The 20,405-nt window shown below is 43.4% G+C and carries 20 protein-coding genes; 9 read left to right on the top strand and 11 right to left on the bottom strand.

The window, feature by feature from the left end:
• The gene (locus ACN0V2_RS08945) at window positions 1–678 is read left to right on the top strand and encodes a response regulator transcription factor (RefSeq protein WP_417550465.1); all 678 of its coding nucleotides are present in this window, start codon (window positions 1–3) and stop codon (window positions 676–678) included.
• Entirely contained in the window at window positions 671–2,023 is a 1,353-nt protein-coding gene (locus ACN0V2_RS08940; RefSeq protein WP_417550464.1) for an ATP-binding protein, read from the top strand. The genes ACN0V2_RS08945 and ACN0V2_RS08940 overlap by 8 nt, the downstream gene beginning before the upstream one ends.
• Here the strand turns inward: ACN0V2_RS08940 and yjgA are convergent.
• From yjgA to ACN0V2_RS08915, 5 genes are read right to left on the bottom strand one after another with little or no spacing between them, the layout of a single operon-like run.
• Window positions 2,017–2,547, bottom strand: coding sequence for a ribosome biogenesis factor YjgA (gene yjgA, locus ACN0V2_RS08935; RefSeq protein ID WP_417550463.1), 531 nt, complete (start codon window positions 2,545–2,547; stop codon window positions 2,017–2,019). The two genes, ACN0V2_RS08940 and yjgA, sit on opposite strands and share 7 nt — an antisense overlap.
• 2 nt (window positions 2,548–2,549) lie before the next feature.
• Entirely contained in the window at window positions 2,550–2,966 is a 417-nt protein-coding gene (locus ACN0V2_RS08930) for a secondary thiamine-phosphate synthase enzyme YjbQ (RefSeq protein ID WP_417550462.1), read from the bottom strand.
• The gene (locus tag ACN0V2_RS08925) at window positions 2,963–4,009 is read right to left on the bottom strand and encodes an anthranilate phosphoribosyltransferase (protein ID WP_417550461.1); all 1,047 of its coding nucleotides are present in this window, start codon (window positions 4,007–4,009) and stop codon (window positions 2,963–2,965) included. The genes ACN0V2_RS08930 and ACN0V2_RS08925 overlap by 4 nt, the downstream gene beginning before the upstream one ends.
• Window positions 4,010–6,022, bottom strand: a complete 2,013-nt coding sequence (ligA, locus tag ACN0V2_RS08920; RefSeq protein WP_417550460.1) for an NAD-dependent DNA ligase LigA — start codon at window positions 6,020–6,022, stop codon at window positions 4,010–4,012.
• Window positions 6,006–6,755 carry a cell division protein ZipA C-terminal FtsZ-binding domain-containing protein gene (locus ACN0V2_RS08915; protein ID WP_417550459.1) on the bottom strand — a complete coding sequence of 250 codons (750 nt, stop codon included), beginning with the start codon at window positions 6,753–6,755 and terminating at the stop codon, window positions 6,006–6,008. The genes ligA and ACN0V2_RS08915 overlap by 17 nt, the downstream gene beginning before the upstream one ends.
• 59 nt (window positions 6,756–6,814) lie before the next feature.
• Between ACN0V2_RS08915 and queF the strand changes: the two genes are divergently transcribed.
• Genes queF through cysZ form a run of 3 tightly spaced genes read left to right on the top strand, consistent with a single transcriptional unit; the run spans window position 6,815 to window position 9,254 of the window.
• Window positions 6,815–7,204, top strand: a complete 390-nt coding sequence (queF, locus tag ACN0V2_RS08910; RefSeq protein ID WP_014707089.1) for a preQ(1) synthase — start codon at window positions 6,815–6,817, stop codon at window positions 7,202–7,204.
• A gap of 2 nt (window positions 7,205–7,206) precedes the next feature.
• Window positions 7,207–8,484: an FGGY-family carbohydrate kinase gene (locus ACN0V2_RS08905; RefSeq protein WP_417550458.1), complete on the top strand. Its 1,278-nt coding sequence runs from the start codon at window positions 7,207–7,209 to the stop codon at window positions 8,482–8,484.
• Between the two features lie 11 nt (window positions 8,485–8,495).
• Window positions 8,496–9,254: a sulfate transporter CysZ gene (gene cysZ, locus ACN0V2_RS08900; protein ID WP_417550457.1), complete on the top strand. Its 759-nt coding sequence runs from the start codon at window positions 8,496–8,498 to the stop codon at window positions 9,252–9,254.
• On the opposite strand, the gene ACN0V2_RS08895 is transcribed toward cysZ, so the two are convergent.
• From ACN0V2_RS08895 to ACN0V2_RS08885, 3 genes are all read right to left on the bottom strand, one after another.
• A complete protein-coding gene (locus ACN0V2_RS08895) occupies window positions 9,251–9,934 on the bottom strand; it encodes a Fe2+-dependent dioxygenase (protein WP_417550456.1) in 684 nt (227 codons plus the stop codon). The two genes, cysZ and ACN0V2_RS08895, sit on opposite strands and share 4 nt — an antisense overlap.
• A 103-nt stretch (window positions 9,935–10,037) precedes the next feature.
• Window positions 10,038–12,224 (bottom strand): TonB-dependent receptor, encoded by a 2,187-nt coding sequence (locus ACN0V2_RS08890; RefSeq protein WP_417550455.1) that lies wholly within the window; start codon window positions 12,222–12,224, stop codon window positions 10,038–10,040.
• A 191-nt stretch (window positions 12,225–12,415) separates the two neighbouring features.
• Window positions 12,416–12,619, bottom strand: coding sequence for a (2Fe-2S)-binding protein (locus ACN0V2_RS08885; RefSeq protein WP_417550454.1), 204 nt, complete (start codon window positions 12,617–12,619; stop codon window positions 12,416–12,418).
• Between the two features lie 202 nt (window positions 12,620–12,821).
• On the opposite strand from ACN0V2_RS08885, the gene ACN0V2_RS08880 reads away from it, so the two are divergent.
• The 3 genes from ACN0V2_RS08880 (at window position 12,822) to ACN0V2_RS08870 (ending at window position 17,177) form a co-directional block, all read left to right on the top strand.
• Window positions 12,822–14,405: a glucan biosynthesis protein G gene (locus ACN0V2_RS08880; RefSeq protein WP_417550453.1), complete on the top strand. Its 1,584-nt coding sequence runs from the start codon at window positions 12,822–12,824 to the stop codon at window positions 14,403–14,405.
• Complete coding sequence (mdoH, locus tag ACN0V2_RS08875) at window positions 14,402–16,546, top strand: glucans biosynthesis glucosyltransferase MdoH (RefSeq protein WP_417550452.1); 2,145 nt, start codon at window positions 14,402–14,404, stop codon at window positions 16,544–16,546. The genes ACN0V2_RS08880 and mdoH overlap by 4 nt, the downstream gene beginning before the upstream one ends.
• Before the next feature lie 205 nt (window positions 16,547–16,751).
• Window positions 16,752–17,177 carry a CBS domain-containing protein gene (locus ACN0V2_RS08870; protein ID WP_417550451.1) on the top strand — a complete coding sequence of 142 codons (426 nt, stop codon included), beginning with the start codon at window positions 16,752–16,754 and terminating at the stop codon, window positions 17,175–17,177.
• 80 nt (window positions 17,178–17,257) lie between these two features.
• Here ACN0V2_RS08870 and ACN0V2_RS08865 read toward each other — a convergent pair whose 3' ends face one another.
• Genes ACN0V2_RS08865 through ACN0V2_RS08855 form a run of 3 tightly spaced genes read right to left on the bottom strand, consistent with a single transcriptional unit; the run spans window position 17,258 to window position 19,826 of the window.
• On the bottom strand, window positions 17,258–17,872 hold the full coding sequence (locus ACN0V2_RS08865) for a class I SAM-dependent methyltransferase (RefSeq protein ID WP_417550450.1): 615 nt from the start codon (window positions 17,870–17,872) through the stop codon (window positions 17,258–17,260).
• A gap of 15 nt (window positions 17,873–17,887) precedes the next feature.
• Window positions 17,888–19,075: a pyridoxal phosphate-dependent aminotransferase gene (locus tag ACN0V2_RS08860; RefSeq protein WP_417550449.1), complete on the bottom strand. Its 1,188-nt coding sequence runs from the start codon at window positions 19,073–19,075 to the stop codon at window positions 17,888–17,890.
• Entirely contained in the window at window positions 19,059–19,826 is a 768-nt protein-coding gene (locus ACN0V2_RS08855) for an HAD family hydrolase (RefSeq protein WP_417550448.1), read from the bottom strand. The genes ACN0V2_RS08860 and ACN0V2_RS08855 overlap by 17 nt, the downstream gene beginning before the upstream one ends.
• Before the next feature lie 111 nt (window positions 19,827–19,937).
• Here ACN0V2_RS08855 and dksA point away from each other — a divergent pair, with 111 nt between their 5' ends.
• Window positions 19,938–20,360, top strand: a complete 423-nt coding sequence (gene dksA / locus ACN0V2_RS08850) for an RNA polymerase-binding protein DksA (RefSeq protein WP_069295949.1) — start codon at window positions 19,938–19,940, stop codon at window positions 20,358–20,360.
• Window positions 20,361–20,405 lie beyond the last annotated feature (45 nt).

Here is a 20,405-nt window from a genome sequence, read left to right as displayed (position 1 = left end):
ATGCGTGTTTTATTAATTGAGGATGAACCTCACCTCAGGGAACAAATTGGTCAGCATCTACGCCAGCATCAACTCACCGTTGATATGAGCCCAGATGGTGAGGATGGTTTATTTCTGGGCACCGAATATCCCTATGATGTTGCCGTTATTGATTTGGGTTTGCCAAAGCTCTCCGGCATTGAAGTGATAAAACAGTTACGTGAACAAAACATTACTTTTCCCATTTTAATTCTGACCGCTCGTGGTCGCTGGCAAGATAAAGTCGAAGGTCTTGAAGCCGGTGCTGATGATTATCTAGTCAAACCTTTTCATTTCGAAGAATTATTAGCTCGCTTGAACGCGCTGGCACGTCGTGCTGCCGGGTGGTCACAATCATCTATGCGTTGTGGTCCAGTTGAACTCAATCCAGCTTCTCAACAAGTAATGGTTCATCAGTCTGCAATCGAATTAACTGCATTTGAATATCGTTTGTTGCACTATTTGATGCTGCATGCAGGAGAAGTCATTTCCAAAACCGAGTTGACCGACCATATATACGATCAGGATCAGGATCGCGACAGCAATGTCATTGAAGTGTTTGTTAAAAGGCTGCGTAACAAACTGGATCCCGATAAAAGCCTCAACCCGATTGAAACATTACGTGGCCGTGGTTACCGACTGACATTACCACGTGAATAAACTCAATTTATCGCTGACCAATCGACAGTTAATCGCCATCACCTTGGTATTAAGTGCTTTTTTGGGTATTTCTGCTTTCAGTTTATTTAATGCCTTTGCCAGCAGTGCTGAAACGGCGCAAAAACAGCGTTTATTGAACTATGTTTATACTCTGCTAACCGCCGCTGAAATCAGCCACGATGGCAAATTACATATGCAGGACAGTCTGGCTGAGCCAAAATTTTCTATTCCGAATTCGGGCCTTTACGCTCAAATTACCAGTGGCAATAAAATTGTCTGGCAATCCCCTTCAGCAATTGGTTTATTTTTGGCACTTCCCTACCATCCAGGTCCATCTGAACAGCTTTTCAGCCAAATTAATCTTGATAACGGCATGAAATTACAGAATCTTGCCTTTGGTATTGTGTGGGAAAATGATGATGGTGAGCATTTTGATTACACCATCAATGTATCTGAAGATCAGCACATGCTGGAAGCACAGATTGATGAGTTTCAGTTAAATCTCTGGTACTGGCTCGGTGGAACCGGATTGATGCTGTTGATTGCCCAATGGTTAATTTTGCGTTGGAGTTTACAGCCGCTACATAAAGCCGCAGCCGATCTACATGCGATTGAAGCTGGTAAACAACAACGTCTGGGTGATGATTATCCAAGCGAACTGCAACAACTCACTCGCAATATCAACAACCTGCTAGATCACGAGCAATCTCGCCGACAACGCTATAAAAATTCACTGGCTGATTTGGCTCACAGTCTAAAAACCCCATTGGCTTTATTACGTTCTGAACTGGAAAGTTGTGATGATGTGGTCGCCTGCAAATTAACGGGCGAAGAGCAGTTAGACCGCATCAATGCCTTAGTCGATTATCAATTACAACGTGCTGCCACTGAAGGCAAAAGTAATTTGCTAGCGCCAGTTTCGATTGGTGAAATCATTAATAAACTGATGAATTCACTTAAAAAAGTCTATCAAAGCAAAAATATTCATACCCAATGTGAAATAGAACGCGATGCCATGTTGCATGCCGATGAGGGTGATATGTATGAGTTACTCGGTAACCTGTTGGAAAATGCGTTTAAGTACTGTGATAAGCGAGTAAACATCGTACTGCGCCAACAAAATCGAAGAATTATTGTGCGTATTGAAGATGATGGTCCAGGTGTTCCAGCCCATGCCAGCGCTGATATCATCAAGCGCGGCAAACGTATGGACACCCAGATTGAAGGCCAGGGTTTAGGATTAGCAATTGCCAGTGATATTGTCGAAGCGTATCAAGGTAAAATCAGTGTGCAGCAAAGTTACCTGGGTGGTGCTTGCTTCCTGATTGAACTTATCGATCACTGATTTTGTTGTAGTTGTTGTAAGTATTTAAACAATAAACGCGCGGATTTTGGGGGCTGTTGTTTGGCGGCTTCCTGTTTAGCATTACGTACTAACTGTCTTACATGCTGATTATCAAAGTCTTCAAACTGTTCACGTAGCTCCGTAAAAACAGCATCATCTTCATTTACTAATCGATCACGCCAGTTTTCCAGTTGATGAAATTGGTCGGTTTGAGCTTGTTTCGGCTGCTTCAGTTGTTCCAGTTTCTGCTGAATTTCTTCATGATCCAGTCGAGCAATGATGCCGCCGATATAACCCTTCTGACGTTTTAAAGCGCCTTTGCTCATGGATTGGGCGTTGATCACTGCTTCAGTTAAATCTTCGTCCAGCTCCAGCTTTAATACATCTTTTTTAGGCAAATCAATCAAGTCCTCGCCTAGTTTTTTCAGCTCATCAAGCTCACGTTTAATGCGAGATTTGCTTTTCGGAATCGAAGACCAATCAAACTCCTCATCAAGGTGATCCTGTTCAAATTCTTCATTCATTATTATTCACCTTGTACTGTCACGATCACACGACGCTGCTGGCGATGCGTGCGATGTTCCCATAAATAAATTCCCTGCCAGATACCCAGAGCACATTTACCGTTGCTGACGGGTACAACTAGATCAGGATTAGTCAAAACGGTTCGGATATGCGCGCTCATATCATCCGGACCTTCGTCCTGATGCAAGAACATTGCGTCACCATCCGGCACGATATGCTGCATAAACGTTTCCAGATCACGTCTTACATCAGGATCGGCATTTTCACAAATCATCAAAGAAGCACTAGTATGCTGGACAAACACATGACATGTGCCAGTGGTGATGCCAGATGCAGCCACAATTTTAGCCACTTCATCAGTAATATTGGTGGTGCTTCGCCCTTTCAATTCAAATTGTAATTGCTGTTGCAGAATCATCTTTTTTTACCTTTTTCAAAAGCAGCAAAGGCTTTACCTGAATCCAGAGTATTTCTGACCGTATCGCCTGCCGCCATTTGATCTGTAACCAAACCACAATGCCATAAGGCCATAGCCGTGCCATAAACCAGTAAATCATAGGCCACACCTTTTTCACCCTGCAGAGCGGATAAACCACGCTGTGCAGATTCTGCTGCTGTGAGTTGTTCTTGATCCGGCATCACGCCGCGGGTTTGTTGGCTGACACCAAATGCCTGTGGATCTAATGAGCAGGGTTTTAATGCACCATCGATCAATAAAAAGTTATCTGACGTTTCACGTAAGGTCGGCACAATGCCGCCTTCCAGACCGCGTACGATCAATGCACTATCAAAGCCGCTTTGTTTTGCCAGATAGGCTAACACTGGAGGATAGGCTTTATGCACAAAGCCAATTTGTAAATGCGTTTTTTTTGCTTTAACCGGCATCACCAGTTTTTCCAATGTTGCCAAGCTTGGACGTTTAATCATCAAACGTCGTAAATCTTGTAAAGCAAACAAACTAGGAGTGGTAATCGCCTGATCCAGGTAAGCCCAGCCGATATTAGTATTATTTAATTGCTCGACGGCATCAGGAACCGACAATTGAACATTCACACCCGCTGCTTCTAAAACTTGGGCATGTGTGACACCAAATTTCGGCGCCATTTCATACACACCTTGTGATAATGCTGGTAACCCGCAAGATGCCATGACTGCTGGCAAAAATGCAGCAATCGGACAATGACGACTAAAACCGTTAAAAGGATCAGAAAGCAGTATCACATTTTCAACATCGAGAATTTGCTGTCCTGTCTTTTCCTGCATAGCCAAGAGTAGCCCTAGATTTTCTTCATCCGTTTCACGTTTCATTCGAAGTGCAATCAACATGACCGCCACTCGCACTGGATCAACCTCACCTGAGAGGATTTCCTGCATCGCTTCACGGCTTTCCTCAAGGCTGAGATCTTTACTCAGATGGGGGCCTGTGGCGACTTTTTTGATGGCATCCGCAACTGCACTCATTTAATTAATCCACTGTATTAGGGTCGCTTCATCGACCACATCAATCCCGAGAGATTGGGCTTTATTCAATTTGGAACCGGCATCTCTGCCAACCACCACATAATCAGTTTTGGCTGAAACGCTGCCAGCCACTTTGGCACCTAACGCCAATAATTTTTCTTTGGCTTCACTGCGTGACAAGTTTTCTAAGGTGCCAGTCAGCACGATGGTTTTGCCAGCCAATTCCGAATTGGCATACACCGGTTTTTCTTCCGGCCAGTTCACCCCGGCTTCTAACAGCCGCTGAATCACATCCAGATTGTGAGTTTGTTGGAAGAAGGTATAAATATGATGGGCAACCACTGGCCCAACATCTTCAATTTCGATTAATTCGTCTTCTTTGGCTTTGGTTAACTTGTCTAATTCGACAAAGTGCAATGCCAATGATCTCGCGGTGGCTTCACCGACTTCTCTAATACCTAATGCATATAAAAATCGCGCGAAGCGGGTATTTTTGGCCTGCTCTAATGCATTGACCAGATTTTCGGCAGATTTGTCACCCATACGTTCCAAAGCCGAAAACTGTTCTTTGTTCAGATAAAACAAATCAGCTGGATCTTTAATCAGTTCAGCATCAACCAGTTGTTCAACCAGCTTATCGCCAAGGCCATCAATGTCCAATGCTTTACGTGAAGCAAAATGTTTAATGGCTTCCTTGCGTTGTGCACCGCAGAATAAACCTCCGCTGCAACGGGCAACGGCTTCACCTTCAACCCGTTCGACTTCTGCCCCACAAACCGGGCAATGAGTGGGCATCACAAACTCAGCAGCATTCGTCAGCCGTTTGTCTTTCACCACTTGAACAACTTCCGGGATCACATCCCCTGCCCGGCGAATAATCACCGTATCACCAATGCGAACATCCTTGCGGCGAACTTCGTCCTCATTATGTAACGTGGCATTACTGACTGTGACACCGCCAACAAACACTGGTTGTAAACGTGCTACCGGAGTTAATGCACCGGTGCGACCCACCTGAATTTCAATATCCAGAACTTGGGTGGTTTCTTCTTGCGCAGGAAATTTATAGGCGATGGCCCAACGCGGTGCTCGTGAAACAAATCCCAAACGTTCCTGCAATCGACTGTCATCAACTTTGAATACCACGCCATCGATATCGTAAGGCAAACTGGCACGCCGTTCGCCAAGTTGATGCAGATAGTCCAAACATTCATCCACACCCTGCAGCTGTTTGGTATCGGGGCAAACTGCCCCACCCCATTGTTTAATAATCTGCATGGCTTCAGTGTGACTGGCCGGACGATCCATGCCCTGAATTTCGCCTAGTCCATAGCAGAACAATGACAAAGGACGGCTGGCTGTAACAGAAGAATCCAATTGCCTTAATGATCCTGCTGCTGCATTGCGTGGATTTACGAACAATTTTTCATTGTTGGCCAAACGTTGTTGATTGAGCTTTTCGAAACCTGCCTTAGGCATATAGATTTCACCTCGAATTTCAACAACTTGTGGAACGTTTTTACCTTGAAGTTTCAATGGGATATTGCGAATAGTGCGAACATTTTCAGTGACATCTTCACCTACTGCACCATCCCCACGAGTGGCCGCTTGCACCAGTAAACCATTTTCATATCGAATACTGATCGCCAAACCATCAAGCTTGGGTTCAGCGGCATAGGTAATCACAATATCGGTATTTAAACGATCCAAAACCCGTTGATTAAACGCAGTCAATTCGGCTTCATCAAACACATTATCCAGCGATAACATCGGCATCGCATGGGTAACTTGAGTGAATTTATCTAACGGTGCAGCGCCAACACGTTGTGTAGGAGAATCAGGGGTAACTAATTCAGGATAATTGGTTTCTAGCTGTTTTAATTCGGCAAACAAACGGTCATATTCCGCGTCGGTTATTTCCGGATCATCTGCGCTGTAATAGAGAAAGTTGTTACGGTTAATTAAGTTTCGAAGCTGCGCTGCTCGATCGCTGATTTCAGTTGAAATCGTCATCAGATTTATTGCCTGTCTGCAAAGATAAATTTAATTCAAAAATCCGGTTGCGTGTGGCTTCCAAATGTTTATCCGTAATCGGCTCACGCTTTTCATCGCAAAGAATACCGCCCAGATAGGCCGTGAGTTGCTGAGCGGTATCAAGCATAGAATCAAATACCGTTAAGCCATTAACTGGCCCAGGAAGACGAGCAAACATCAATAGTCCCGGTGTTTTCATTGAGATTAATTGGTCTGGCAATAAAGTGCCAGGATCCAAAATATTGGCGACACTGAATAGTGTCTGACGGCGATTATTGACGGTATAGCGATGATAAATCTGCATATCGCCAAAGTGCATTTCTTGTTGATCCAATGCTGATTTGATAGCACGGCCGGTAAACATTTGTGATTCAGGGGCCATGATGGTTAATGCCACTACCATTTCCCAATCTGGGGATTCGTCTACTTCGGCATCATCAAAATCTTCGTCAATTTCTATTTCGTCAAAATCATCATCAATGACTTTTTCATTTGAATCTAAGCGAACATTTACGCCATCTGATAAATCCACAGTATCTTGCGCAAATACCGAATCAAATCGCGCATGAAAATCGCTATTGTCAGCTTCATCAAACCGATCCAGTTCGCGCTCAAATTCTTGTGCACGCTGCTGTTGCCGCGAATGGGTATACCAGCCGCCGATCACCAGCGCCACTAAAACAACTACAGACAGGAGAATGATTTCAAACACTTAATTAAATCTACCAACTCAGGGATAATAACGGTTTTGTTCACACTTAGAGATTACCTATGTCTACGCTACCAAGCAAACAACTGGAAACCTTCGATAACGCTGTACCGGAGCGGGATTATACCATCCACATCGAAACACCTGAATTTACTTGCCTGTGCCCTAAAACCGGTCAGCCGGATTTTGCCACGATTAAGATTGATTATGTACCCGATCTGAAATGCGTTGAACTGAAATCTCTGAAATTGTACTTCTGGTCATACCGTGAAGAAGGCGGTTTTCATGAAAAACTGACCAACCAGATCCTGACCGATTTGGTCGCTGCAACTGAACCACGGTTTATGCGTGTCACTGGTATTTTTAATGTACGTGGCGGTGTTTATACCAATGTTGTTGCTGAATACCGTAAAGAAGGTTGGGTTGCTCCAACACCAGTTCATCTTCCATAAAAATGCGCGATAGCGCATGGATTGGCATTGATTTCGGCACCTCTGGGTGCCGGATGTGCGCCATAGATCAAAACGACAATATTATTGCCCAATCTCGACAGACTTTCCCCCCCGCACCTCAACCCTATCCAAGTCCCCAACAACAGTCGCAGTATCTGTTAGATACTTTACACAAACTGCTGAAACAAATTCCCGACGTAACAATTGAATCCATCAGCATTGATGCGACTTCAGGCTCAGTTATGTTATGTGACCCACAGGGAAATCCACTCAGTGATATGTTGATTTACAACGACCAGCGTGCAGCACAGACCAGTGCAGAAATCGCAAACGTTGTACCAGCTTATTCTGCAGCACAAGGCGCCAGCAGCGGCTTGGCAAAATTACTTTATTTACAAAACACGCTGGCTTTGCCAGAACACTATTATCTGACGCATCAAGTTGATTGGTTGTCGATTCAACTCGGCGCAAAACCCGGTATCAGCGACTACAACAATGCACTGAAATCGGGTTTTGATGTTGTGAAAAACCAATGGCCTGACTGGATAGCATCACTGATTCCAAAGCATGTTTTACCCGCTGTAGTTGCCCCGGGCGCCGTGATAGGTCAACTCTCAGAATCCGTCATGCAAATGATAGGTCTCACACAATCATTACCACCGCTTATCAAAGCCGGCACCACCGATAGTCTCGCCGCTTTTATCGCAACAGGGGCAAATAAGATTGGTGATGCTGTGACCTCACTGGGTTCAACGTTGGTTTTAAAGCTAATCTGTGAGAATCCGGTATTTGATGCTGATAGAGGCATTTACAGTCATAAGCTGGGAAACCGCTGGCTTTGTGGTGGAGCTTCTAATTCTGGTGGAGTAGTTTTAAGACATTTTTTTACTGATGAACAATTAATGGCGTTAAGCAAGAAAATTGATTTACACCAATCACCAGCGGTCTATTATCCACTGCTTAAACCCGGCGAACGTTTTCCTATTGCCGATCCAAATTACCCGCCACGATTGCAACCACGTCCAGCAGAAGATGAGCTTTTTTTACATGGCTTACTGGCAGGCATCGCAAAGATTGAAAAATCTGGATACGATTGTTTGCAACAATTAAGTGAGACAAAATTATGTTCTGTTCGCAGCGTTGGTGGCGGTTCAAAAAATGCTGTGTGGACACAGCTTCGTCAATCTCTGCTACACGCTGAATTTAAATCTACCGAACAAACAGAAGCTGCCTATGGTAGCGCTTTGCTAGCGAGAGATGGTCTTACATTATTTCAATAAGGCAATGATTTATGGGTGATTTTATACAAGGTTCGCGTTATTTATTAAGCGGTTTCAAACTCATTAATCAACCAGGGGTACGACGTTTTGCTTTTATACCGATCCTGATAAATACCTTGCTGTTTGCGGGCGCTATCTGGTTTGGCATCAGCCAATTTGATTATTGGATGATCCAGTTAACACCGACATGGTTACCAGAATGGTTGTCCAACGCCTTGATGTGGATCCTTTGGCCATTATTTGCCATTTTGATTGTGTTGATCGTTTTTTTCACCTTTTCCATACTCGCTAATATTGTTGCTGCCCCGTTTAATGGATTACTGGCTGAAGCGGTTGAGAAACGCCTTTCCAATCAACCACCACCCGAACAAACCTTTTGGCAATTAATTGCTGATACGCCAAGGATGATTTTTAATGAATTACGCAAATTAGCTTATTTGCTGAAATGGATGATTCCACTATTTATCTTATCGTGGATACCGGGATTGAATCTTATCGCCCCCGTGTTATGGCTATTTTTTTCTAGCTGGACTCTGGCGCTTGATTATCATGATTACCCGCTGGGAAACCACCTAATGGGTTTTGAACAACAACGTGAACTGCTGAAAACTAAACGTTCGCTGGCTTTAGGCTTTGGCATGACAACCCTGGGGGCAACAATGATCCCCATTTTGAACTTTCTGATTATCCCGGTGGCTGTTGCTGGCGCAACTGCTTTATATGTTGGGCGTCTGCAAAGCCTTACTCAAATACAATCAACTACAAGTTAGCTATCAGCCCACATACGTAACAAGTTGTGATAAATACCAGCCAAACTGATCACCTGTGGATCTTTACCACCCAATTGTTGAGTTAAGGTTTGTATAGATTGATCCAATTGATACAACATCGCCCGCTGTGCATCGTCTCGCACCATGCTTTGCATCCAGAAAAAAGAAGATATTCGTGCACCACGGGTAACCGGTGTCACATGATGCAGACTGCTTGAAGGATACAAAACCATCGATCCGGCGGAGAGTTTCACCTGCTGTGTGCCGTAGGTATCTTCAATAGTTAATACACCGCCATCATATTCTTCAGGCTCTGAAAAGAATAAAGTTGCCGACAAGTCGCTACGAATTCGAAAGTTAGTACCTCTCAATACCCGAATGGCATTGTCCACATGCGTTTGGAATTCTTGCCCTCCTGCATATCGATTAAACAAAGGTGGAAAAACTTTTAACGGTAAAGCCGCCGACATGAATAATGGATTGGCACCCAATGTATCTTGAATGAAATCACCGATTTGCCTTGCAACAGGGCTATCTTCTGGTAATTGCATATTATTTTTTGCAAGTGCTGACTGATGCCCAGAGGTGACATTACCATCCACCCATTCAGCTTTATCCAGGAGTTTTCGACATTCTTTGACCTGAGCTTTGGTTAACACATCAGCAATGCTTAATAACATCCAGACAACCTTTTTAATCTTTAAAACAAAATAGTCTCTGTGGATTCGAAACCCACAGAGACTATAACCAAATTACGCTGGTAGCAAAATGCTACCGAGTTTTTTAGTAATTGAAGTTTAATGTCAAAAACGCTGAGCGGCCAGGAGCCATAACGGCATAATGACGGAAATAAGTCGTACTAAAATAACGTTCATCTGTCAGATTCTGCACGTTCAACTGTAAGTCGAGATTTTTATTAATGTCATATTTTGCCATCGCATCCCAGCGTACATAAGATGGAATGTGGCCAGTATTGCCTGGGTTTGAATACACTTTATCCATAAAGAATGCTCCACCTCCCAGTGTTAAATCATCCAGCACACGATAGGTTGACCAGATGCTGGCACTTTGTCTGGCTACACCAGGCAATTGCTTGCCTTTGGTTCCGGCAGCCCCGAATTGGTTAAGATCATCATCTGTCCCTTCTTTGGTTTGCTTTGCATCCAGATAGGTGTAACCACCAAAGACATTCCAACGCTCCGTAATCTGCCCAGCAAAACTAAATTCAAATCCATTTACCTCGGCCTCACCAGCATTAGAGATAGTATTTCCTGTTGTCACACGAGCATTGGTTTTACGAGTATGGAAAAGGGCGGCTGTTAATTCTAGATTTTCCAATACATTCCATTTAGTACCAATTTCAAAAGTTTTACTACGTTCAGGATCTAAATCCTCAGTTTCAGAGGTTAATTGACCACCGGCATACTCAAAATCACCCAACGATAAGCCAACGGGAGAAGAGGAAGTTGCATAAGCAGCATAAACGTTTAAGTCAGGTTGAATTTTGTAGACCAGTCCAAGCTGATAATTGAAAAAGTCCTTGTCGTTTTCCAGACTTTCAGTGGTTACACCCGTTGTGGAGTTACGACGATCGTATTCAGTTTGATAATCATCATAACGAACACCCGCATTTAACAACCATTTTTCACTTAACTCCATGGTGTCAAAGACATAAACAGATCGGTTAACAGTTTCGGCTTCGGTACCAGCAAAGTTATCGCGAAGAACTGGATTAAAGGCGGCATCATTATCAGGATCATCAATTGGAGTCACATTACCTCCAACCAAACCACCACCATTAAAACCGCGGTTACGGTTTTCTTCACGGCTGATTTCAAAGCCGGTATTTAAAGAATGTTTAATAAAACCTGTTTCGAAAGCCAAGGAAAGATCGGTTAAATTTGTAATCGTTTCAGTTCTATTACCTCGATCACGCGAATTTGCTCGACTGACAACACCATCAGCAAATTGAGCACTGCTAATATTTGGACGGGTAACAAAATACTCATTGGTTGTCAGACCATAACGCGTGGTGTTGCTCAGCGTGATGCGTTCATTGAAATCATGGCTAATAGTCAAAGTCGCAATATCAGACTCAGTTTCCATAAAGTCACGGCCGTTAACACCATACCATTTGTCTTCATTACCAACAGGTGAGCCTTGCGGGAGGCCATCAGCATCTTGGATATACGGCAAACCCCAGTCAGGTGTATCGTCAGTTTCTAAGTGGTACCAACTTACCGTTGCACTGGTTGGTGAATTCAAACCCAGTGTAAGAGATGGCATCATACCCCAACGTTTAACATCTACTTCATCACGTCCAGCAACATCTGCATCATGCACCATACCGACCATGCGGAAGGCAGCGTTATCACCTAGCATCGTATTGCCATCGATAGTTGCCCGACGGTAACTATCGGTACCCACACCAACTGAGCCAGAAAGAAAATCTCCTTCTCTCGCCTGCTTCGTCACTAAATTGATGCTGCCACCTGCAGATCCACGGCCATCAAACGCACCACTTGGCCCTTTAAGGATTTCCATTTGCTCAATCGCAAAAATTTCACGGGTTTGTGAACCAATATCACGAACACCATCAACATAAATAGAGGCAAAAGCATCAAAACCACGAATAAACGGACGATCACCAATCGCAATACCACCTTCACCACCACCCAAGGTAATACCGGGGGACATGCGCAAAGCTTCAGAGAATGTTTGTGAACCACTATCCTGAATAACTTGTTCAGAGATGACTGTGACAGATTTAGGCATATCAATTAAATCAGCAGTGAATTTACGATTAGCTGATTTATCAATTTTGTAAGCACCCTCTTCCTGAGCTTGAACCTCTAGGCTTGGCAAATTGACTGATTCTTCAGCATAGGCAGCTGTTCCAAATGCCAAGGTTATCGCTGATACGATAGGTGAAAGTTTAAAGTTTCGCGATTTGCGAACGCCATCTGCCATGCTGATTTCCTCTGTATAAATTAGGAGACGTTAAGAAATGTAAAGGCGAATGTTAATGGTTCTTATTAGCGAGTCAAGAACTTTCATACGTCTAAAAGGAAAATCTCACCGCGATGCTGGGAAGAAATATGGACTCTTTATTAAAAACTGTTGAAAGAATGGAGAGTTAACAACAAATGTCGATTTTGTTGCTATTTAACAACAAGCTCATCCAATAGGGTTTCAATCTCATAATCACAAGACCCGCACCCAGAAATTGCGCCGGTTTTCCGAGAGATAGTGTCCGTATCAATCACACCCTGCTCTACTAAACTCATGATCTTACCGCGCGTGGTTCCACTGCAATCACAGATCACTTCATTAGCTCTATCCTGAATGGTATTGTTTTTTTCCACGATCCTTACCTGGTCTTAATAAATTTCGAGAAGAAATTTCAGCTTTGGTTTAGCATATTAAATAGCGTCAGATATGATTAACTCAAGTTATTGAGGCTGTTGGCTCAATCTGTAATTTTAGTTATCGATATCCCGCGTACTGTTCGACAGAACCTTCCCGAATATTATCCTACTTTTAATACCGCAATAAGGATTTAACCGCATGTTGAGTAATCATTCTCTACATCAAAAAATCGAGTCACCAAGCTCTTTAAAAACTATTTTGGGTTTGTTTACCGCTGTTTTTTTTACGTTATTTATACAATCAGGTTTCGCAGAAACCAATGAAGACAAGCCTTCTGAAGGAACTGAGTTTTCCCGTGAAACAGTTATCGAACTTGCTCGTCAGCTTGCAGATCAGCCTTTCAAAGAACCCGCTAATGCACCAGAAGAATTAAAAAAACTGGATTATTCCACTTATCGTCAAATCAACTTTCAGGAAAACGCAGCCATTTGGGGTGGAACGCCCACAAAGTTTTCTGTGCAATTATTTGCGCCAGGATTTTTGTACAAGGATTTAATCGATATTGATGTCGTTGAAAGTGGAAGATCATTTCCGCTGGAATTATCAGAAACCTCTTTTAAAGTTCCTAATGAAGCGATTGGTCAAAAATTAGTTGAAGTTGGTAAATATGCTGGCCTTCGTCTGCACTACCCATTAAACAATAATGATTACCAGGATGAATTCATTGTTTTCCAGGGCGCCAGTTACTTTCGTTTAGTCTCTAAAGGTCAGATTTATGGGATTTCTGCTCGTGGTTTAGCAATTGATGTGGCGCAGCCTAAAGGCGAAGAATTTCCTATTTTTAAACGGTTCTGGATTGAACGTCCTTCATCAAGCCAAGATGCCATCGTAGTTCATGCATTACTAGACAGTAAAAGCGTATCGGGAGCTTACCGTTTTGGTATCCACCCTGACGCACCAAGTAAAATTGATGTTGAAGCGGTGTTGTTTCCCCGAACAGATATTAAACATGTTGGCTTAGCTCCATTGACCTCTATGTTTTTATACGGAGGCATGGATCGTCCGGATAAATTGGATTACCGCCCTGCTGTGCATGATTCCGAAGGTTTACAGATGCGTAATGGTAAAGGCGAGCGACTATGGCGCCCTTTAAACAACCCGCAGACACTTCAAATTAGTGCGTTTATGGATGAAAACCCCAAAGGATTTGGTTTGATTCAAAGGCATCGAGATTTTGATTATTATCAGGATCTAGAAGCGAACTATCACCAACGCCCTTCTGCCTGGGTTCAACCAGTAGGTGATTGGGGGAAAGGCCAGGTTGAACTGGTTGAGATTCCTTCCGATTCCGAGGAAAATGACAATATTGTGGCGTATTGGAAACCTGCTGAAGGCTTAAAAAAAGGCGAACCTTATGAATACGCATATAAGTTAACCTCCCCTGATGATGTTCCAGATAATGAGACCAGTCCTCGTATCGTTCGCAGTATTTCTGGCCTTAAATTATTTGATGGAAATAAAGAAATAGTCCTTGATTACAACAACATAGATAGTAAAGATATTGAACACATTAACGTGGTAGCTCACATCAGCCAAGGCAAGATTATAGAACGTCGAATTCAAGCAAATCCGAATATTAATGGTGCTCGGGTGACCATCACGTTTGATCCTGAAGATGCAGATGTCGCTGAAATACGCGTACAGTTAAACAAAGATGATAAATATGCGGCGCCAACTTGGCTTTACAGATGGCTAAACAGGGATTGGAATAATTCTCTATGAGTGTAAATCTACGGATTGATAAAACTGACAAAAATACCGCCTTTGAACGCGCTCTGCCGGCTGAAGCCCCACTGTCAATGCCCCGCCATGGTGTATATGAACAAGGCTTGTCGATGCGACACAATCAACGGACCTTTTTTTACATATTAAGAACACTGGTATCGAGACTGTTCGTTTTGATAGTAATGTTGGGACTATCCTATTACGGTATTACTGAAATCTATGGTGTATTAAGTACCACTAATAATGTCACATACTTACAGTGGTTATTTTTAATACTGTTTAGTATTAACTTTCTATGGGTATCTTTTGCTTTTGCTCAAGCTTTATTGGGATTTTTATTACATCTCAAACCACGGTTAATAAAACAGCCTGAACAAGAAGCTGAATTTACCACCGCCATTTTACTGCCCATATATAACGAAGATCCGCTTCGTATCAAAGCCGCACTTAAGCTTATGCGTGAAGACCTGCTGGCCAAAGCGCCCGGTAAGTACGCATTTTTTATCCTCAGTGACACCAATAAAGCAGATGCCTGGGTTGCTGAAGAACAAGCGTTTTTGGATTTAGTTAATAAAGACGAAAAAGGTTGCCCGGTATATTACCGTCGTCGCCAAAATAATCACGAACGCAAAGCAGGTAATATCGGCGATTGGGTGAAACGTTGGGGCGCATCTTATGAAGCGATGATAGTGCTGGATGCAGACAGTATTATGAGCGCCGAATGCATGTTGACCTTATCTCGTCGTTTGGCGGCTTCACCAGGCGTAGGATTAATCCAAACCCTTCCGACCATTGTGCGAGCTAACACACTTTATGGCCGCTTACAGCAATTTGCGAATCACTGTTTTGGTCCTATTTATGCGGAAGGATTGTCTGCTTGGCATGGCTTGTCATCTAATTTTTGGGGACATAACGCGATTATCCGTACCCGTGCGTTTGCTGAATCTTCTCATTTACCGATTTTGCCTGGCAAACCGCCGTTTGGTGGGCATGTATTAAGCCATGACTTTATTGAAGCTGCACTCTTACGGCGTGCTGGTTGGGGCGTCAGATTTGATACCGATATTCAGGCTACCTTTGAAGAGTCACCCCCCTCATTAATTGATGTCATGATTCGTGATCGGCGTTGGTGCCAGGGTAATCTGCAACACACCCCATTTATGTTTGCTCAGGGTTTTGTACTGCCTACCCGCTTACATATATTTTCGGGACTCATGTCTTATTTGAGCGCGGTATTCTGGCTGTCTTTAATCGTAGTAGGCTTGGCCATTGCGGTACAAGCACGGTATGTGCGACCTGAGTATTTTGCGAATCCGTCGTTATTTCCAACCTGGCCTGTATTTGACTCGGAGCGTGCCCTCACGTTGTTTTTTGTCTCCATGGCTATCGTCATTGCGCCGAAGATATTTGGCTGGTTTGCAGCCTTGATTAATATTCCTCGCTGTATGAAGTTTGGCGGGCCAATTCTGCTTACCCTAAGCACATTTATGGAAATGATAATGTCAGCCTTATACGCACCGATATTGATGGTGCATCAATTTGGTGTAGTCGTTAATATATTTCGTGGTAAAGACAGTGGTTGGATGCCTCAATCGCGTGACGATGGAGCATTGAGCTGGTCAGCCGTCGCAAGGGCTCATGTCGGTCATACGGTATTTGGGATTATTCTTGCCATCATATCGCTACTGCTCAGTAAAGAAATGTTTTACTGGTTATTACCGATTACTGGAGGATTGATGTTATCAATCCCCTTATCCTGGTTAAGTGGTGGCGCTCGTCGCACTAAACTTATTAAATGGTTAGGTCTACTGCGTGCTCCAGAGGAAAAGTTTCCCGCGCCGATTCTAGTCGCTTTAGAAGAGCAACTTTCCCACATAGAACCTCAACACGAACAGCATGCTTTTGTGAGATTGCTTCATGATCCTCAGCTCTGTGAGTGGCACATAGCTCAATTACCAGACAACACGGGAAATCCTCCAGAATTTCATCCCCCTCGCATTCTGGCTGAATGGAAAGTCAAGCATGCAAACAGCTTTCAGCAGCTTGAATCCTGGCTTGAACCATCAGAATCACTGGCTTTTTTAAGTCAGCGTGATTGTTTGCAACAATTGAAGAGTTTGGAGAAGCATTTCCGCTAAACAAGTAGTTTAGGCCTTGCTATCACATCAACATACTGAGCTTTACGGTTAGGTAAAGTGACGTTCTATTGGGCAGTTTCTATAAGTGTTCATTGTCTATTAATGTTGAAATCTAAATTGTTATCACCATCTGTTTAAGAGGCAGTCGACCTTTTTGGCTGCCTTTTCATCTCTTCTCAAATGAGAATATCAAAGGAGAAATTCTATGATGCGAGTGAAAGATGTGATGACTAAACACCCTTTTTACCTTGATGCAGGTGTGAGTATTCAAGAGGTTTGTCAAACCATGCGGGATAAAGATGTAGGGTTTGTGCCATTGAGCAAAGATAATCGAATTGTCGGTGTGATAACCGACAGAGATATTGCTCTGAGAGTGGTTGCTGAGGCTAAAGATCCGCATCAAAAAGCCCGAAACATTTCCACTGAACGTGTTTTATATACTTATGAAGATAAGCCTGTAGAGGAAGTCATTCAAAATATGGCTGATCAACAGGTTCAACGGTTTTTAGTGTTAAATAATGCTAAAAACGAAGAACTGGTAGGCGTTATTTCCTTAGGCGACATTGCCAATCACTGTACAGACGAAGCCCTGTCGAAAAAAGTGATTCAAGCGGCAAAACAGTATCATTAATTCTTAGCTGAAAAGACAACTCGTAATCATTAGGTTCGACTCAAATTCTGCGAGTTATTTGAGTCGAACCTAACGGGGAGTTAGTCACAAACTGCATCTTGTTTCTGCACGATAAGATAGAGATGTAATTCTGGGTATTGATCATACTCAAGATGTCGGCACACCGCTCCGGCCTTATCAATTAGCCTCAGGGTTTCAGGGATACCCAACACACTGTAGTACATTGGTGGTCCCATAGCAGCATCGTTTTTTTCAGAAGCCGTATCCATAGCACCAGTGGTAAAAATCAGTACACCACCCGGAGTTAAAGCATCAATCAACTTGTTCAAAACTGGTTGCTGCTGATTTAACGGCAAATGCCAAATGCTATCCCAAGCTGAAATAAAATCGTATTGCTGAGGAAACTGCCATTCACAAATATCGGCATGATAAAAGGTGTGGTTTGGATGTCGTTTGCGAGCAAATTTCAGCATCTTTTCTGATAAATCCAGCCCTTGCACATCAAAACCGTAACTGATCAACAAATCGATAATGCGTCCACTGGCTCCACAGCCAATGTCTAATGCTTTAGCTTTATTTTTTACAAAAGCAATTGCCCGTTCGTGCTGTTTGATGCCATTTTCTCGATTAAATTTATCGCTGTTCCAAACTTCAGCAATTTGATCATAACTATCTGCAACTTGATGGGGTTTCATCTGTGGTATATCGCCCTATAATTTATTCAACGCAATATGAATTCGTTCAACGGCCTCAATTAGGCGTTTTTCATCGGTGGTATAAGCAAACCGCACATGTTGAATGGCACGATGTAAACCAAAATCGTTGCCTGGCGTAATCGCGACTCCGGCCTCACTCAGCAAATATTTAGATAGCGCCATACCGTCGGGGATTCTGTCATTCAATAATTTGCTACAGTCTGCATAAATGTAAAACGCACCTTGTGGTTTGACTGGAATGGAAAAGCCTAATGCTTGCAATTCTGGTAACAAGATATCCCGGCGTTTTTCAAAAGCTACTCGTCGTTGTTCAAGAATAGCTAGGTTCTCAGAATCAAATGCCGCCAAGGCAGCGTGTTGTGCTGTAGTGGGTGCTGCCAGAAAAAGATTCTGCGCCAAACGATCCATTACAGGTTCAAGATTTTCTGGTACTACTAACCAACCCAAGCGCCAACCGGTCATGCCAAAGAATTTAGAAAAACTATTGATGACGATCGCTTCATCATCGACTTCCAGGATAGAAGGCAAATGCACACCATCGTAATTCAGTCCATGATAAATCTCATCAACAACTAGTCGTCCTTGTTTTGCTTTAACGGCCTCTGAGAGGGCTTTTAAGCCGTCTTTATCAATAATGGTTCCGGTAGGGTTAGACGGTGTGGCAACCAGGGCCATTTGGGTATCCTGATTCCAGTATTTTTCAATATGTTCAGGTGATAATTGATAGGCCGTTTCGGCAGCCACAGGAACTGAAACGGCAGAAGCTTCAACAAAACGGGCGAAATGCCGATTACAGGGATATCCTGGATCAGTCATTAACAAATGTTTGCCTGCTTCTAACAATGCCCCCATAACTAATAATAAGGCGCCTGATGCTCCGGGCGTAATGACAATTCGTCGCGGTGAAATCGTAATGCCGTATTGTTGTTGATACCAATCAGCAATTTTTTCCCGTAACGGCATCAAGCCTAGTGATGGTGTATAAAACGTATCGCCATTTTGTAAAGAAGCAATTGCTGCATCAATAACCGGCTGAGGGGTTTTAAAATCGGGTTCACCGATTTCCAGATGAATAATATCCCTGCCCTCAGCCTGCAGGACTTTCCCCTGCGACAAAATATCCATCACCTGAAACGGTTTTATATCCAACGCGCGTTGTGCAATGTTAAATGGCTTGTGCATGGAGATCCTGAATTGACTGAGCAGTGATATAACTCGAGTTGATAGGTGAGCCAGCAATGACTTTACAGGGTGAGTCTGGTTCACCCAGTTGATCAACAACACATATTGCCTGCAGGAAATCTTCATCCGCTGTGTAAGCATTGACCGTTACCAAGGTATTTACTCCAGCACTATGAGCAGATAACAATCCATTAGCGGAGTCTTCAATCGCCAGGCACTCATCAGCTGTTAACTGCAATTGGTCTAGGCAGTAATTATAAATATCTGGCGCAGGTTTTTTGGTGGGCACTACATCTCCTGCCGCGATGGCGTCGAACCAGGCCAGAGCTTCTTCACCTAAAGTAGTTTTAATTAATGCCATGACATTTTCTGGTGTAGTCGTGGTAGCGATAGCCAATCTTATACCGGCAGATCGTAATTCTGCTATTAGCCTTTTTACTCCGGGGCGTAACTGAATCACTTGATTCTCTAGCAGCTCAACATAATGTCGGGTTTTATCGGCGTGTAATTTGGCGATCATTTCACCGTAATCGCCAGCAAAACCACACTGAAGATGGAAGTTTTCCAAGTAATACTGGATGCGTTCTTTGCCTCCGGTTACAGCCAATAATTTTCCGTAAAGTTGATCATCCCAATGCCAGTCCAGACCGGCTTCGGCGAATGCGCGATTGAATGCGATACGGTGCCCATCACGCTCGGTTTCGGCAAGGGTTCCATCCACGTCAAATATAACGGCTTTTAAATGTTTCATGTGTCTCTTAATCTTTAAAAATGAGTTAAAATAGGTCAATTATTTTGCACATGCCGGAAGCTTCTGGTATAGATGCGCCCTTGTTTTTAGAAAGTATGAGGTTTGCCAACAATGGACCCGAACCAAGATGATGTAAGTTTCACCCCGTATCAACCGGGTAGTGATGAAGAATACATGAGCAAAGATATGGTAAAGCATTTTCGGGGGATTCTCGAAAAATGGCGCTCGCAACTTATGGAAGAAGTTGACCGCACTGTTCACCATATGCAGGATGAAGCAGCAAACTTCCCAGATCCTAATGACCGTGCAACCCAGGAAGAAGAATTTACTCTGGAGCTACGCACCCGGGATCGTGAACGTAAACTGATCAAAAAAATCGAAGAATCACTGATTGATATGGACAAAGGTGATTACGGTTACTGTGAGTCATGTGGCGTTGACATCGGCATCCGCCGTTTGGAAGCACGTCCAACAGCAACACTTTGTATCGATTGCAAAACTCTGGATGAAATCCGCGAAAAGAACCGCGCCTGATTTCACCTAAGACTCACCTCATACTTGATTGAAAGGTAGGTCCTA

The organism is Methylophaga sp. (assembly GCF_048266885.1).
Taxonomy (GTDB): domain Bacteria; phylum Pseudomonadota; class Gammaproteobacteria; order Nitrosococcales; family Methylophagaceae; genus Methylophaga.
This window is presented reverse-complemented; position numbering and strand designations above follow the sequence as displayed.